We start from the raw sequence: 14,524 nt of genomic DNA on the forward strand, positions 1-14,524 counted from the left end.
TTTAAAAAACCGCCGAGATGTTTCGGCGTGGGTTTTTTACGGTTTTTGGGTGTTATGTAAAACAACTAAGTATTTGATTTTAAAAAGATAACTCAATCCGACTTCGCATAACGCCCATTATGTTAAATGGAGAGTCATTTAGTAGAAAATTCAATTTATTTATAAAAAATAAAATCATAGATATATTTTTTTTTAATAAAAAAATAATTTATTTCAACGTAATCAACAAAAATACATTTTGAATTATTAATTTCTAGTTTTTTAAAAAACTCCCCCCTCTTATAAAGAAATGGAAAATCAACTTTTAAACCTGAAAAACTTGTTATATTAGAGTTATCAACAGTATATTCGTAAACATAATTTCCACTTTTTGTTTTGTATTTTCCTTTATAGCAAGCATAACCTTTTTTAATATTTTTAATATTTTTAGACTTATAATCCATGTAAGCAGGCAAAATAAAAAATTCATTAATTGGCAACACAACCAATTGCACAAAAATAATTAAAAAACCTAATAAAAATAAAGAATATTTAATATTATTCATGAAATTAAGACACCTAGATTTTATCGGTTCTGTCGCATTAAGGAATTGAAGTCGAAATAATTTGGCTAACCCCTTGTCTTAGCCAACTAATTGATACAATGATCCTATCGAATCACTTGATCCCTTAAAATCAAATTGTCCTTTCCTCATCATATGCATTAACTCTATTCCAGATAAAATAATCTGGGCCGATCTAAATGATTGGGTTCTAACACATATAGCTCGCATAATGCCCATTATGTTAAATGAAGTTCTAATTAGAAAATAAACTGATAATCACAGAACTTATGAGCAACACAGTTGCAATCAGTGCTAAATAGGAACTCAGTTTAGTCATAGCTTGATTATCAGCTTTAAAAAAGTTTTTTATTGGATTATTCCAACCTGTCACTTGGCTCCAAGGATACCAAAAACATAGAAAGCCTAAGGTACTTAAAATTCCTGCCAAATCAAAACTTTTGGACAATCCAAATAGGCTTAATGCAATAGATATTGCACCTAAAGCAAAACCAAACCAAGATTTAATCAAAGGATCATTGGGAGAACTTATTGATAAATTATTCATATTAGAATTCTTTATAAAATGATTATTATTCTCAATAATATTAAAACATAACAACTTTAAGAATAGCTAAAATTAACATAATACACCTTATGCGAAGTCAAAAATTGGAGCTTTAAGCTCCTATTTTTACTATTTTTTTGATATTTTCGCATAACACCCATTATGTTAAATAAGTAAAATTTAGTTACTTTTTTGAGATGATGGAGCCGCATTCCAGGTGTCTAGTAAGCGCCAAATTGCATTATCTATCTCTTGCCATTTGTCCCAATTATTTAAATTGGTTTCCCACTGAACCCATATACCGCCATATTTATTCGGTTCATAACTATTTCCTCGAATTTGAGCAATTTGATTACTTGGTGTAATTTCCAAAGCAATTACATTTAATAAAACACCAGTCACATGCTGTCCTTTAGATTTTCCATAACAACCATAGAAATTATCAGCTACTTTTTTTTGGTAACAGGTCAAACCATATTTTTCAAATTTGGAGTTTTCCTTAAAAAATTCTTTTCGTTGTATGAAGGTCTTATAGGTATCTAAATTGTCAGCTCGCATATCCATAGTCAGACCTTCAATCCGGACTCTTACTTGATCATCATGATCAGGTAAAGGTCCATCCGTTGCTTGAAAATCAGAATTCCCTAACTTTAAATCAAACTGTAATTGCCGATTAGAATCTGGCCTAGGTAAACTGTCCGCTTGTTGCTGAGTAATCGGTTGAAATTTTTCAGGAACATAATCAATGGGAAATTGCCCCAAATAATGTTCTCGTGCAGGCCGATAAAATTCATAATCGAATTGACTAGGTATATGTTCTCGGCGTGGTCCAAGTTTGGCTTTAACAATAAGTTCAAGATCTTGTTTCCAAAATACAATTTCCCCTTCTTGTGGAATCTCTTGCTTATCTCGCTGGAAACATGCTGTGAGAAAAACGAAAAATAAAGAGAGCACTATCTTTTTATGCATTATTTTCTCTTTAATAGATTTTATTTTTAAATCTAAATCAGTTTAGTTTCTCTAAAATTAACATAATACACCTTATGCGAAATCAGTTAATTATTTTGTTCTAAATCATTTACTTATCTCATTCTAAAAAGCCCTGACCTATTGCTCAGGGCTTTTTTATGGATTATTCATGTTTCACGCCTAGTATTTGACCGTTGTTCCACAGTTTTGATTAGACACAGTGAATAATCCCCTCATCCATTCGGCAAGAAAAAGCGACTGAGAAATCCCCTTTTCTTAGGTTCTTCTTCAATATGTTCGGGTACTGGAATACGTGGATTTTCGATTGGTTGTTCTGGCTTAGCTTCTAACTCTTCTGACCGAGAATCCGTTGCTATATCAGGTTCAGATTCTTGATCGGTAAACGTAGTCATATTAGCTTGAGGGGGTTTCATTTCAATGAGCGTAAGAAGTGTATCGATACGAGAATTAGCTTTAGCTTCCCTATCTTCTGCTTTTTCTAATTGTTTCTTTAAAAAATCAATCTGATTCTTAAGTTCTACAAACGTATTGTCTGTGTATTCATGTGTATTTATATTTTGTATTGAAGATGTATCAATACGTTTTGATTGTTTTCCACCAAAAGGTTCACCATAAACACGAAGTAGTTCTGAAAAGTCGATAGAGCCATCATTATCACGACTCAATACTCCGTTTTTTATATCTTTATATAGTGTAGCTCTAGACTTTTTATATAGTGTAGCTGCATCACTAACACTGTATTTTGTGCTTGTTTTCATATTGTATTATGTTGTATTGCTGATACGTATTGAAGAATACAATAAGTGTATTCTTCAATACACTTAAATTTTAAAACCTAAATTTTTTAAATGGGGTAGTAACACAGGCTGTTGCTTAGGATCTCGAAGCATTTCCTTAATTTTTGATGCAAGAATTTCATAGCTTTCTCCTTCTGAGGCTAAATGAGATAGCTCATGGATGCGAGATAGTTGGTTACCAAAAATATTGACCTGTGCATCACTCATTTCATGAAAAGTTTTCTCAACTTTTTTTATAGCCCTTTGACGTGATGCAAGAGGTTTTGATTTTATCAAGAACTGAATATCAGTAATGATTCGTCCCTTTTTGAATTGCTCATAATTAAGGTGAATATTTGTATGCTTATTAATTTCAGCTACAGCCTTATCTAAAACATTGGATTTGAAATTAGACATAGTTGAATATTCTTGAACATCTAATCCAAGCTTAGATCGAAGATCATTAAGATTATATTTATCTGTTTTACCTACGCTTAGCCACTTGATTACAAGTTCATATAATCTAATACTATATTTACTTTTGAAATCAGAAACTTGCTCTAAATAGTATTTAGTAAATTGTTCGCTAAGCCTGCTAATTAGGCTAATAACTTCATTGCTAAGATATAAAACAATTAAACCACTAGTATCTACGTAAGTAACTTTATTCACCCAATTTGCTGTTGTTAGAGCTTCTTTTCCCTTATAGCGATCTAAATAACTAAATTCTCTTCTTTTAAGAGTCCTTGCTGAATCTTTAATGAGGTTATATGCATTATTACTATCCACCTTAAATTGATGAATATAATCGCTTACAGATATTTCAATAGGAGTGTCTGGAGACAAGCTTTCACATTCCCTTGCCTCAACAATCGCTAGAAGCATAATTCTTTGCTCAATGAGCGATAAATTAAATGATGCATCAATTAAGGCATTATCTTTTACAACTAGTTTGTTGTTATTAGTCATATTTCATTAAATTAATTAATCCATTTAAATAGGTTATAGATTACCTATTTAAAATAGTCAATAATCTACCTATTCAAATACCCCTTAAACCTATCTTTATAACCCCTTAAACCTATCTTTATAACCCCTTAAACCTATCTTTATAACCCCTTAAACCTATCTTTATAGCAGCATAAATATTTGAAAATAATATAAAAATTACTGTCTAAAAGCATTTAAAAGCTTAAAAATAATTAAAAGCCCATAACATAAAAAATTGCCCTATGTTTTCGCTCTGCTCAAACTCTATTGAACTTCGCTTTCGCTCAGTTCGAAGGGGCAATTTTTATCTCATACCGAATTCAATTTTTATACTGAAAAAAGCACAAGCAAAATCAAAAACAAGAATGAATTCGCTTTGCTCATAACCCTTTTTTACTCGCGATGCTCGTTTTAGAATCAAATTAAATTAATAAATCCATAATTTTCTGAACTCCATTTACAAAAAAACAGTTTTTCAGAGGGTCTAGGCACGACTTTTCAGTGTGGCACTCGTAGACACTCGTTCAATACGGCCTATTTGACGCATATTCAATGTTTTCTGCTTTACACATAGTTTCATGTCATTCAAGTTAAAGATGGCTGAAACGAGCGCTCTGTGGCTTTAAATGGGTTTCTACTGTCCTGCTCAAATCCATCTACTGCGGTTTTGACAATTCCATTGTGTACATGCCTCTCCGCAGTTCTTATTTTTTGATCTTCAGTTATTTGATTTTTTTCGATCCAAACAGCTGTGGCAGCTGCATCGATAAAGATGTGTTGCAGGCGTTTTAAGTCATTCGGCTGATTGGCATGAAAACCAGTGAGCTCAAATAGCTTTTTACACATTGCACCCAAGTAGTAATTTTCTCGATCACGTTGTTTTTTTAGACTTGGGTCGGTTTTGTTTACTTTCGAGTCGATACGCTTTTTCTGGTTTCTGAGTTTGTTTTCAGCTTTCTTCTGATCCTGTTGTTGCAGATAGTTTTTTAAGGCATCCAATTTTAAAAAATGTGCATCAATATCTGAACGTTTGGCTAAATCCAAAATTTCACGTTCAAATTTTGTTGGGGTAGATTGCGATTGAATTTTTGCCAATGCTGCCATTTGTTTGAGATAGGCATTTTTTTCATAGCGACATTTTTTAACTAGAAGTAAGTCTGATTCAGAAAAATCAGCCATGCTTTTTTTGCCTGGAAGGATGTCTAGAAATCGCTGTTCTATTTTTCTTTTGAAGGGCAGTTGTTGAATATGTTTGATCAGTTGTTTCACATCATCCAACGTTAAAATCAATTTTTGACGACCGGCCATAAACGCTCCTAAAGATTTAAATATTTTCACGGTTAGTACAGTGAGCTTAACTCGTTAGTACAGTGAAATTAACAATTAATTCTGTATCGCAGAATTAATTGTTATCTCGTCTCCCTGTCTTTTTTGCAAAACTATCCCTAGCGTGATAGTTTTGCAAAAAAGACAGAAGTCTTCGTCCTGCGGAGCAAAAGCAAAAGCCCCCCGAAAATCGAGAGTAGCAATCAATGTTTTACATGGACATTCGGCATAATGTGAAGAAGGCGAATAGCAGCAAAAATGCCTTCCATTACCTCACCAGGACAGGACATTTCTTAGCGGAAAAACAGGATGAAGAATTAGAGTTTGTCCGTTCTGGACACCTGCCTGCTTGGGCGAAAAATCGGCCTGCAGATTTTTGGAAAAGTGCCGATCAGCATGAAATTGAACGAGGCCGGTCATCGACTGTTTTAACGGTTGCTTTGCCTAAAGAGCTGAACAGATTGCAGCGGATTGAGTTGGTCGAATCCTTTATTCAGGAATTTACCGATAGGTATCAGTTTCCCTATACGGCAGCGGTACACCATCATGCCAGTGCTTTAACTGGTGAGGATCAACCGCATTTACATCTGATGTACTCTGAGCGTAGCCTTGCCGATGGAATAGAACGCTCACCGGAACAGTTTTTTAAGCAGTACCGGCCCAAAAATCCACAGCAAGGCGGTGCACAAAAAATGACAGCCAATGCTTTGGGCCAGGGAAAGAATCAGGTGCTGATTTTTAGGCAGACGACCGAACAGTTACTGAATGATTGTCTGCAGCAATATGCCCCACAGAAAATCGTCATGCTCAATGGGCTAGCGTTAACGGTTGAAAATAGGGTTTCTTGTTTATCGAATCGGGATTACAACCAACAGTTTGCTACCCATTTAAAAGATGTTCCGCAGATTCCAAGGTGGAAACTGTACAGTGCAGATCCCATTATTCAGCTCGACGTTCAAGCACAGAAAGAAACGATTCAACGGATCCGAGAAGAAAACAAAATGGAGCTGTATAAAACAGCATATGAGAACGAACTTGCCAAGCGTGAGTTAGAACAGATAAAGCCGCTACAACAACGGTATGCTGATCGGAAAAAATACAAGGATTTTGAACTGAATGAGCTACAACAAACGATTGTGAAGGCTTGCCAAGGGGCTTCTTATCATGAATCGTTTTTAAAGATGCATCAGCAAAATTGTGGGATCATGAGTCGGCTTTTAGAACGTTCAGCATTTGACTCTGTGTGGATAGAATTACAGAAACAGACGTTAATGAAGGACTTAAGTTGCGAGCAATTAATTGTTCCTGGGGCGACGTTTATTCAGATCAATTTACAGGATGCAACCCCATCAATTTGGGACAAGTTTGATCAATATTGTTCGAATGACGATAACCAAGAATATTTACGTTATTTTTTAAGACATCTCAGTCAATTTATTCAAAAGCTAGCCAATTTTGATAACACCCGGAATCTTGCTTTTGATCAGCACTTTAGTTATCAATTCTATCCATCGCAACGCAATGATATACAGCGAAACTTTGAGGGGAAACAGGTTGAAATGCGAGGGTTTATGCAGATTTATGAGGGTTTTATCGCACCGCTAGCGAGTCGTTATTTTCCTGAAGATTATGAATTAGATCAGCAAGATAATCTTAAAAAGTTTAAAGAAAGAGACGATCTAATCATTGAGGCGTTAAAGACTCAGCTTGAACCCCAGATTCTAGATGAGGTTGAAGTCATTGAGCTCAAAAAAGATGAGTCATCCCATGATTGGAATGGACCAGGGTTTTAGAAGATTAAAATGAATGTTAAAGCGTCTTGGAGCTTTCAATAAGCGCTTTACCAAATAATCAAAACTAAATTAGAGGAGTCACGTCGCTTAAAAATGCAAGAATCAATAAAAACAATCAACTAGTTAAGAGCTTTCTAGATGTATAAAGTCCTGTTAGTCAATCTTTCAAGAACAAGTACTATCAAGAATCAAAAAAGCCCATGTTCAGACATGGGCTTCGTATAATTAGCATTATATTAATTTTATGAAAATTTAAAAAATATTGATCTTTAAAGAAAAGATAATCCTCTTTTTTTAATTGGCAGATTCAACTAGCAAGTGCAACAGTTAAGAACCTAGCCGTAAAATTTACCTTAGTGGTGAGTGTTCAATAAAACTAAAATTGATTGACTTAAGTCATTTTCCTTATCTTTTCTACGTTTTAAAACCAAGCAAACTTTTTGGCCCTTTTTTAAATTTTCAAAATTCACCCTATTAGGATATGTATTACTTCTCAGTCCAAATAAACCATATTGATCAAATCTTATAAAATACTCTTTTGGATATGGAGGCCTAGATGAAATAGCATAATCTTCATATTCATATGTTCCGCATAATTTTTCTTCCTCAAAGTATTCAATAGAAGGAGGAAGTTTAAAAAAACTATATCCAATAACAACGGATGCAATTATAAACAATACTAGACAGTATAACTTGCCCATTATCCCCCCCCTTTTTTAATAAAAATATAAATAAAAAATTCAATAATTTAAAATATTATCTAAAATTTAATTTACTGGTAAGTAGTCTATCTTTTAAACAAACATGGCCTGTAAGGTTTTTATTACATATTTACTTCGATTTCAGCACTTAAGTACATATTTAACATAATGGGCGTTATGCGAAGTCGGATTGAGTTATCTTTTTAAAATCAAATACTTAGTTGTTTTACATAACACCCAAAAACCGTAAAAAACCCACGCCGAAACATCTCGGCGGTTTTTTAAACAGTTTTGATATATTTCGCCACTAAAATTGATTAAATATTAATCAATTTTAAACTTTTCCCTATGTTCTCAACTGTCACACTGCTGAAATAATCCACAATTTCTGCGGATAAAAAGGGGATAGTTTTTTATTCAGTTTTGTACGCCAAGGCGTACATCAATTCACGCTGTTTGCGCCTAGATGCTCACCCATATATTGCTTATCATGGGCACATAGAGAGCAGGATGCTCCAGATAAGAATAAGAAAAGACAGCAATGGAAAATGCAGGTAAGACAGGAGTCATGCCTCAGTACCAAATATGTAAAAAAGCCCAACAGGATGTTGGGCTTTTTTATGATCTAAAATAACTATCTAATAATTCGATCATTATTTACAATTTTATCTGTTATACAAATTAATTAATTCTTTATATAGTGTTCTTAAGCCAGACAGGCAGTAAATGAAATCATTTATGACCCATCCAGCCACCTGATTTAGAGTCAATTTTAGTTCCCGGCCACCACCCTCTAGGCTGGGATTTTTTTGCCCAAAATTTAAGAAATCATCATTTCGCATAAGAGGTTTTATGTTAAATATATCGCCAAAGATTCTTTTGTAAGCACATGGAATTTGCTCCAAAACCTTATATAACTTAGTATTCAGCCACCTGTTTTATTATTGTTGTATAAGCTAGTTATGCCAAATGTTGTTGATTTATTCTGTGGTTGTGGCGGTCTTTCTTATGGCTTTGAACAAGAGGGATTCAAAACTGTTTTAGGAATAGATCACGATAAGGCAGCTATCGAAACTTTTAAGTTAAATCATAAAGATGCTAAGACTATTCTTGGAGATATTCGTGAAATCTCTAATGAACAAATATTAGAAACATTAGATGAAAGTTCTGTTGATGTGGTTATTGGTGGACCTCCTTGCCAAGGATTATCTTTATCGGGTCCTCGTAGGTTAGAAGATCCACGTAATCAGTTATACCTGTCTTTTATTAGGATAGTGTCGTTACTTAATCCTAAGTATGTTTTGATTGAAAATGTTCCTGGTATGGTTTCCTTGTTTAAAGGAAAAATTAAGGATGAAATTATAAAAAGTCTAGAAGAATTAGGCTATACGGTAAATTTTCAAATATTAAAAGCATCTGAATATGGTGTTCCCCAACATCGACGCCGAGTATTTTTTATAGGGACAAAGAACGGTGAGAAGTTTGAATTCCCTTTACCTACTCATAAAGAACAAGAAGACTTAATTTTTAAAAAAATGGTAAGTACTTATGATGCTTTACATGACTTACCTCTTTTAGAAAATGTACTAGGTGAACCGATTCAAGAGTACGCCCTACCAATTCAAAACTTTTATCAAGAGTTAATGAGACATAATTCAAATAGTGTTTTAAATCATATTGCTGCGAATCACTCTGATAAGGTTAAAGAAACTATTAAATTAGTGCCCCCAGGAAAAAATTATAAAGCTTTACCAGAAGAACTAAGAAATAGCCGTAATTTCAATGTTGCTTGGACAAGATTCCCGGATCATGCACCATCACCAACGATTGATACGGGTCATAGACATCATTTTCATTATTATGCCAATAGAGTTCCTACTGTACGCGAATGTGCTCGTTTGCAATCATTCCCTGATCGGTTTGAGTTCATTGGTAATAAAACAGAGCAATTCAGACAGGTAGGGAATGCTGTACCTCCTGTACTAGCTCAAACTTTGGCAAAGAAAATACTTGAGAAATTATAAATGTACGAAGTTCCCAAAAAGTTCTATCAACGCTTGCATCATCCAAGACCACGATTCAAAAAAAACATTGAAAACGTTTTGGGGTATATGTCATTTGCGATAGTAGAGTTAGACGGACAAAAAAAAGATATTTTTAAAGAAAATATCTCGAAAGCTATCAAAGATTATCCAGGTAATGCTAATGCTGCCTTGGATACCGTAAGTAATTGGCGAACTGAGATCACCGCTTTATTTAGTATGATGAAGAATTATGATGATCACGTAATTGCTACAAATTTATGTAAAGATTTGGCTGATACAGCAAATTTGAGAGAGTTTTTCTTAAGATTTATCTCAACTTTTCAACATCCAGGAGGTTTTTTAAAAAACTATAAAATAAAAGAAATTATTGATGCGAATATAGTGTTTCGTCCCTTGTTATGGCTTTCAAATTTTTTAACTTCTTCTATTACAGAAGAAAACCTATACATTACAGATGTAGAGTTTTGTCACTGTGTTTTAAATGACCTTAGAGTGACAAGAGATCATGAAGATGTTTCTCTCACTATTGGCAGAATTTTGACAAACCGTGAATATAAGGTTGCTTATGATGCTAAGGGTGATACAAAGCGATATTCACAAGATATTTTAGATTATTGTGTATTAGCGGGTTTGATGCTTAAAGACTATGAAGGCAAGTACTTTTTTAGAGAAGACGCTCGGGAATTTTTGACATATTTCAAGGATCATGCTCCTTTATTTACAAATTATCAAAAAGAACAAAGTCTACAAGAGATAGGGGCGTTAAGACCTTTGTGGATAGACTTTGTAAATGATTCTAGTAAAGCTGTGCTTCTATCTTTTGAAAAAGAAATATCTAAAAAATCTCATATTACTTCTGATGCTTTAGCATTTAGTACTAAACAAATCGGTGATGAAGGTGAAGCTTTAACATTAGCCCATGAAAAAATTTGGCTAATTAAGAATGGTCTACCTAAGCTAGCTGATTTAGTGAGTCATATGCCAACACGATTTGCAGTTGGTTACGATGTTTTATCTCGAGAGTTAGATGCTACTATGCGTCATATCGAAGTTAAAACTACAGTAAGTCAGAAAAATTTCACTGTTAATCGGATTCATCTTACTCCTAATGAATGGTCTGCTGCTGAATCGCATAGAGATAGATATTTTATTTATCGTTTACAGCTTTCAGATGAGAGTTGTTCTTTATGGATTATCCAAGATCCAGTTGGTTTATATAAGCAAGACCGTATCAGGATGGTTCCCCGAAATGGTGCAGATATCTTCTTTGATGAAAGCTGTTATACGCAAGTAGAGTTATTACGTACACATGAGTAAATTAAAAGCAGTCTCTCTGTTCTGTGGTTGTGGTGGAACAGATGTTGGTTTAAAAGGAGACTTTGAGTTTCTAGGTCAATATTATTCATCGAATAATGTTGATATCGTTTTTGCAAATGATATTGAGCCAAAAGCCATAGAAATTTTAGAAGCGAATTTTTCATGTCCTACATTTGTAGGTGACATTAAAGCTTTAGACCATAAATCAATTCCAGAACATGATTTACTTACTGGTGGGTTTCCATGTCAAAGCTTTTCAATTGTTGCTCAAAATCCTCCTCGCTTAGGGATTAAGGATGAGAAAGGTGAGCTTTTCTTTGAAATGTGTAAAGTTTTGAGAGAAAAGAAGCCATCAGTTTTTATTGCTGAGAATGTGAAAGGAATACTGTCAGCAAATAAAAAAGAGGCATTTCCATTAATCTTAGAAGAGTTTAGAAAAAGTGGCTATTACGTTACTTGGAAATTACTAAACTCTGTGGATTTTGGTGTCCCTCAAAAACGAGAAAGGGTTTTTATTGTAGGTTTTAAAAGTGAAAAACACTTTAAAAACTTTAAATTTCCTATATTGAATAACCTTAAACAGGCAACTTTATCTGATGTTATTTTCCCTGAAAGTGAAATCGATCCTAAATATTATTTCAGTGAACGAGCTGTTCAGGGGTTATTGAAGAGCAATAAAAAAATGAATAAGGGACGTGCTCAGGATGTTAATCAGCCATGTAATACTGTTGGAGCACATCTTGCTAAAGTCAGCTTAAATAGTACAGATCCTGTGTTATGTATAGAGGGTAAATATAGACGCTTTACTCCAAGAGAAGTTGCTCGTATTCAATCGTTCCCTGATACATTTAAGTTAGTTGGAAGCGATGCAGCCCAATATAAAGCTCTAGGAAATGCTATCCCTCCAGTAATGTTTTGGAATTTAGTGCAAGAAGTAAGAGCTGCTCTAAATGTTGAAAATGTTTCATTGAAGGAAGCTGTTTAATTTAAGTTTTCCTAAAATTAACATAATACACGTTATGCGAAGTCAAAAATTGGAGCTTTAAGCTCCTATTTTTACTATTTTTTTTGATATTTTCGCATAATGCCCATTATGTTAAATGGAGTTAGAATTTGATGAAAACCATTTCTCAAGCTGGTTAATAAATATAGACCATACTTGTTCATGAACTAAATTAGAAAATCCATCAACAGATAAATAAAATTCATCATCATAGTGCATGATAAAATTATATAAAACTTCATCATCAGCGATTGTTGAAAGTTCTAGCAACTTGTTAAAGAGACTATGGATTAATTTTTCCGAGTATTCGATAGTCTGTGCCAGTTGGATATATCTCTTTAAAACATCTCTAAATATTTTTCGCTTTAACATAGGCTCCAAGTTGAGCCTTTCAAATTGCATATTATGAAAATAATCTAAAACTTGCTTTTCTTTAGAGAAAAAACAGATTTCTAGGGCATCTGAATCCGTTATGTCTTGATCAATTCTAGTTGTAGCCCAATTTTGAATCTCGTTAGCTGATTTTAAGTTTAATGTTAACTCCAATTTCAGCTGAAATTTTTCTGCATCATTCATTATTATTCACTTTCCCTAAAATTAACATAATACACCTTATACGAAATGGCTAGATCAAAGGTATTTCTAGCATTCATTTAACATAAAATCTCTTATGCGAAATTCGACTTTTAGCCCCCAAGTAGAAATATCCTAGATGAAATGAGCTGATTAACCCCATTATTCGGCTCACAATATGAGCCGAATAAGTGCTATATTCAACTCATCTGAAATTTTAGATGAGCGATTGAAAATGCAAGAATGGATCTGGCAAGCAGAAAACTGGACAAATTTTACATGGCTAGATTCAATTATCTTGCCTAAAACCAGACAGATACATCAAAAAATAGGGATTCTTCTTGGGCAAAGTCAGCATGATTTAGCAAAAGAGCAGTTCACCCTGGATACTCTGCTAGCCAATCTTGTTGCTTCATCTGCAATTGAAAACGAAACCATCAATGTTTTTTCATTGCGATCATCTCTAGCTCAACGCTTAGGTGTCACACTTGAACAGCCTTATCCAAGCTCAGATCGATCAGAAGGTTTAGCCAATATCATGCTAGATGCGCTTAACGATGTTAAGCAACCATTGACTGTTGAGCGTCTTATGCAATGGCATCGTTGGCTTTTCAATGACCCAGATTGGACAATGCAACGTTTACGCATTGGTCAACTTCGGGGATCAGAGCCTATGCAGGTCGTTTCAGGTCGTTTGGACTATCCTAAAGTACATTTTGAAGCACCGCCAAGAGAAGGCTTAGAAGACCGCTTAAATACCTTCATAGCGTGGTTTAATCAAAGTCTGAATGATTCATTGCTTGATCCTCTGTTACGTGCAGGCATTACTCATTTATGGTTTGTTACCCTACATCCTTTTGATGATGGTAATGGACGTATTACACGTACACTTACAGACCTTGCTTTAGCTCAAATGGATGAACAGAGCATCCGTTTGTATGCAATGTCCACTGCGATATTGAATAAACGTAAAAGCTACTATGAGATATTAGAACAAACTCAAAAAAATGATTCTGATATCACAGATTGGCTCGTTTGGTTTTTAGATACATTGAATGATAGCCTTGAAAAAACCTTAGCGCAGATCAATCGAACATTATTTAAAAGTCAATTTTGGCATAAGTATTCAAATTTAGCCCTGAGTGAAGAACAACGCAAAGTCCTAAATCGTTTATTAGACGGTGGCGAAAATGGCTTTGAACATGGTATCAGTGCATCACAATATCAAAAGGTTGCAAAAATCAGTAAGGCAACAGCTACTCGCCACTTATCAGACTTGCTTGAGAAAGAATGTATCGTCAAATTGGAAGGTGGTGGCCGTAATACACGCTATCAGATCAATACTCAGTTATAGATATTCAAGCCATAAAAAAGCCCAACATCCTGTTGGGCTTTTCCTTTGAACTGAGATTAGTTATAACAATGAAAATACTTTAAATAAAAATTTATGATTAAATTAAATTTTGCGGAGAGTATCCTATTTGTTGCCCTCATATTTTGGCCTGCAACATTACTTATTCTAGCTACTTTGATTGCTATTAGTTATGCCTACAGAAAACATCCCATTGGTAAATATTTGATGTTTTTTTCCATCATTATTTTGATCATTTTTTCAGGGACAGCTCTATATATGATTCCTTAGTTTTGACCAATAATTAATCAATTTTAGTGGCGAAATATATCAAAACTGTTTAAAAAACCGCCGAGATGTTTCGGCGTGGGTTTTTTACGGTTTTTGGGTGTTATGTAAAACAACTAAGTATTTGATTTTAAAAAGATAACTCAATCCGACTTCGCATAACGCCCATTATGTTAAATGGAGAGTCATTTAGTAGAAAATTCAATTTATTTATAAAAAATAAAATCATAGATATATTTTTTTTTAATAAAAAAATAATTT

Annotated in this window: 12 protein-coding genes and 1 pseudogene; 5 read left to right on the forward strand and 8 right to left on the reverse strand. The window is 33.9% G+C overall.

Features of this window, described 5'->3' with window-relative positions; genetic code table 11:
* Nucleotides 1-155 precede the first annotated feature (155 nt).
* The 6 genes from B9T35_RS17915 to B9T35_RS17950 form a co-directional block, all read right to left on the reverse strand.
* The gene (locus tag B9T35_RS17915; protein WP_086192628.1) at nucleotides 156-545 is read right to left on the reverse strand and encodes a hypothetical protein; all 390 of its coding nucleotides are present in this window, start codon (nucleotides 543-545) and stop codon (nucleotides 156-158) included.
* A gap of 253 nt (nucleotides 546-798) precedes the next feature.
* Nucleotides 799-1,110: a hypothetical protein gene (locus tag B9T35_RS17920; protein WP_086192629.1), complete on the reverse strand. Its 312-nt coding sequence runs from the start codon at nucleotides 1,108-1,110 to the stop codon at nucleotides 799-801.
* A 180-nt stretch (nucleotides 1,111-1,290) separates the two neighbouring features.
* On the reverse strand, nucleotides 1,291-2,079 hold the full coding sequence (locus B9T35_RS18500; protein ID WP_171264328.1) for a hypothetical protein: 789 nt from the start codon (nucleotides 2,077-2,079) through the stop codon (nucleotides 1,291-1,293).
* A 233-nt stretch (nucleotides 2,080-2,312) separates the two neighbouring features.
* Complete coding sequence (locus B9T35_RS17935; protein ID WP_086192633.1) at nucleotides 2,313-2,858, reverse strand: plasmid replication DNA-binding protein; 546 nt, start codon at nucleotides 2,856-2,858, stop codon at nucleotides 2,313-2,315.
* Nucleotides 2,859-2,921: 63 nt separating this feature from the next.
* Nucleotides 2,922-3,845 (reverse strand): replication initiation protein RepM, encoded by a 924-nt coding sequence (gene repM / locus B9T35_RS17940; protein ID WP_086192635.1) that lies wholly within the window; start codon nucleotides 3,843-3,845, stop codon nucleotides 2,922-2,924.
* A gap of 606 nt (nucleotides 3,846-4,451) precedes the next feature.
* Nucleotides 4,452-5,174: a hypothetical protein gene (locus B9T35_RS17950; protein ID WP_086192637.1), complete on the reverse strand. Its 723-nt coding sequence runs from the start codon at nucleotides 5,172-5,174 to the stop codon at nucleotides 4,452-4,454.
* A 224-nt stretch (nucleotides 5,175-5,398) separates the two neighbouring features.
* Here B9T35_RS17950 and B9T35_RS18910 point away from each other — a divergent pair.
* Nucleotides 5,399-6,253: pseudogene (locus B9T35_RS18910) on the forward strand (MobA/MobL family protein); the annotation flags it as partial.
* Nucleotides 6,254-7,338: 1,085 nt separating this feature from the next.
* Here the strand turns inward: B9T35_RS18910 and B9T35_RS17960 are convergent.
* Nucleotides 7,339-7,686: a hypothetical protein gene (locus B9T35_RS17960; RefSeq protein WP_086192641.1), complete on the reverse strand. Its 348-nt coding sequence runs from the start codon at nucleotides 7,684-7,686 to the stop codon at nucleotides 7,339-7,341.
* Between the two features lie 962 nt (nucleotides 7,687-8,648).
* Between B9T35_RS17960 and B9T35_RS17965 the strand changes: the two genes are divergently transcribed.
* The 3 genes from B9T35_RS17965 to B9T35_RS17975 are packed head-to-tail and all read left to right on the forward strand — an operon-like array spanning nucleotide 8,649 to nucleotide 12,033.
* On the forward strand, nucleotides 8,649-9,710 hold the full coding sequence (locus B9T35_RS17965; RefSeq protein ID WP_086192642.1) for a DNA cytosine methyltransferase: 1,062 nt from the start codon (nucleotides 8,649-8,651) through the stop codon (nucleotides 9,708-9,710).
* The gene (locus B9T35_RS17970) at nucleotides 9,711-11,048 is read left to right on the forward strand and encodes a protein NO VEIN domain-containing protein (RefSeq protein ID WP_086192644.1); all 1,338 of its coding nucleotides are present in this window, start codon (nucleotides 9,711-9,713) and stop codon (nucleotides 11,046-11,048) included.
* A complete protein-coding gene (locus B9T35_RS17975; RefSeq protein ID WP_086192646.1) occupies nucleotides 11,041-12,033 on the forward strand; it encodes a DNA cytosine methyltransferase in 993 nt (330 codons plus the stop codon). The genes B9T35_RS17970 and B9T35_RS17975 overlap by 8 nt, the downstream gene beginning before the upstream one ends.
* 111 nt (nucleotides 12,034-12,144) lie before the next feature.
* Here the strand turns inward: B9T35_RS17975 and B9T35_RS17980 are convergent, their stop codons facing one another.
* Nucleotides 12,145-12,627, reverse strand: a complete 483-nt coding sequence (locus B9T35_RS17980) for a hypothetical protein (RefSeq protein WP_086192648.1) — start codon at nucleotides 12,625-12,627, stop codon at nucleotides 12,145-12,147.
* A gap of 232 nt (nucleotides 12,628-12,859) precedes the next feature.
* On the opposite strand from B9T35_RS17980, the gene B9T35_RS17985 reads away from it, so the two are divergent.
* Nucleotides 12,860-13,978 carry a Fic family protein gene (locus B9T35_RS17985; protein ID WP_086192650.1) on the forward strand — a complete coding sequence of 373 codons (1,119 nt, stop codon included), beginning with the start codon at nucleotides 12,860-12,862 and terminating at the stop codon, nucleotides 13,976-13,978.
* Nucleotides 13,979-14,524: the final 546 nt, after the last annotated feature.

The organism is Acinetobacter sp. ANC 3832, from assembly GCF_002135415.1.
Classification (GTDB): Bacteria; Pseudomonadota; Gammaproteobacteria; order Pseudomonadales; family Moraxellaceae; genus Acinetobacter.

What these genes read in the sequence shown, in the direction of transcription:
- repM (WP_086192635.1), bottom strand. Translation starts at nt 3,845, where the DNA reads ATGACTAATAACAACAAACTAGTTGTAAAAGATAATGCCTTAATTGAT.
- B9T35_RS17935 (WP_086192633.1), bottom strand. Translation starts at nt 2,858, where the DNA reads ATGAAAACAAGCACAAAATACAGTGTTAGTGATGCAGCTACACTATAT.
- B9T35_RS17920 (WP_086192629.1), bottom strand. Translation starts at nt 1,110, where the DNA reads ATGAATAATTTATCAATAAGTTCTCCCAATGATCCTTTGATTAAATCT.
- B9T35_RS17915 (WP_086192628.1), bottom strand. Translation starts at nt 545, where the DNA reads ATGAATAATATTAAATATTCTTTATTTTTATTAGGTTTTTTAATTATT.
- B9T35_RS17965 (WP_086192642.1), top strand. Translation starts at nt 8,649, where the DNA reads ATGCCAAATGTTGTTGATTTATTCTGTGGTTGTGGCGGTCTTTCTTAT.
- B9T35_RS17980 (WP_086192648.1), bottom strand. Translation starts at nt 12,627, where the DNA reads ATGAATGATGCAGAAAAATTTCAGCTGAAATTGGAGTTAACATTAAAC.
- B9T35_RS17975 (WP_086192646.1), top strand. Translation starts at nt 11,041, where the DNA reads ATGAGTAAATTAAAAGCAGTCTCTCTGTTCTGTGGTTGTGGTGGAACA.
- B9T35_RS17950 (WP_086192637.1), bottom strand. Translation starts at nt 5,174, where the DNA reads ATGGCCGGTCGTCAAAAATTGATTTTAACGTTGGATGATGTGAAACAA.
- B9T35_RS17985 (WP_086192650.1), top strand. Translation starts at nt 12,860, where the DNA reads ATGCAAGAATGGATCTGGCAAGCAGAAAACTGGACAAATTTTACATGG.
- B9T35_RS18500 (WP_171264328.1), bottom strand. Translation starts at nt 2,079, where the DNA reads ATGCATAAAAAGATAGTGCTCTCTTTATTTTTCGTTTTTCTCACAGCA.
- B9T35_RS17970 (WP_086192644.1), top strand. Translation starts at nt 9,711, where the DNA reads ATGTACGAAGTTCCCAAAAAGTTCTATCAACGCTTGCATCATCCAAGA.
- B9T35_RS17960 (WP_086192641.1), bottom strand. Translation starts at nt 7,686, where the DNA reads ATGGGCAAGTTATACTGTCTAGTATTGTTTATAATTGCATCCGTTGTT.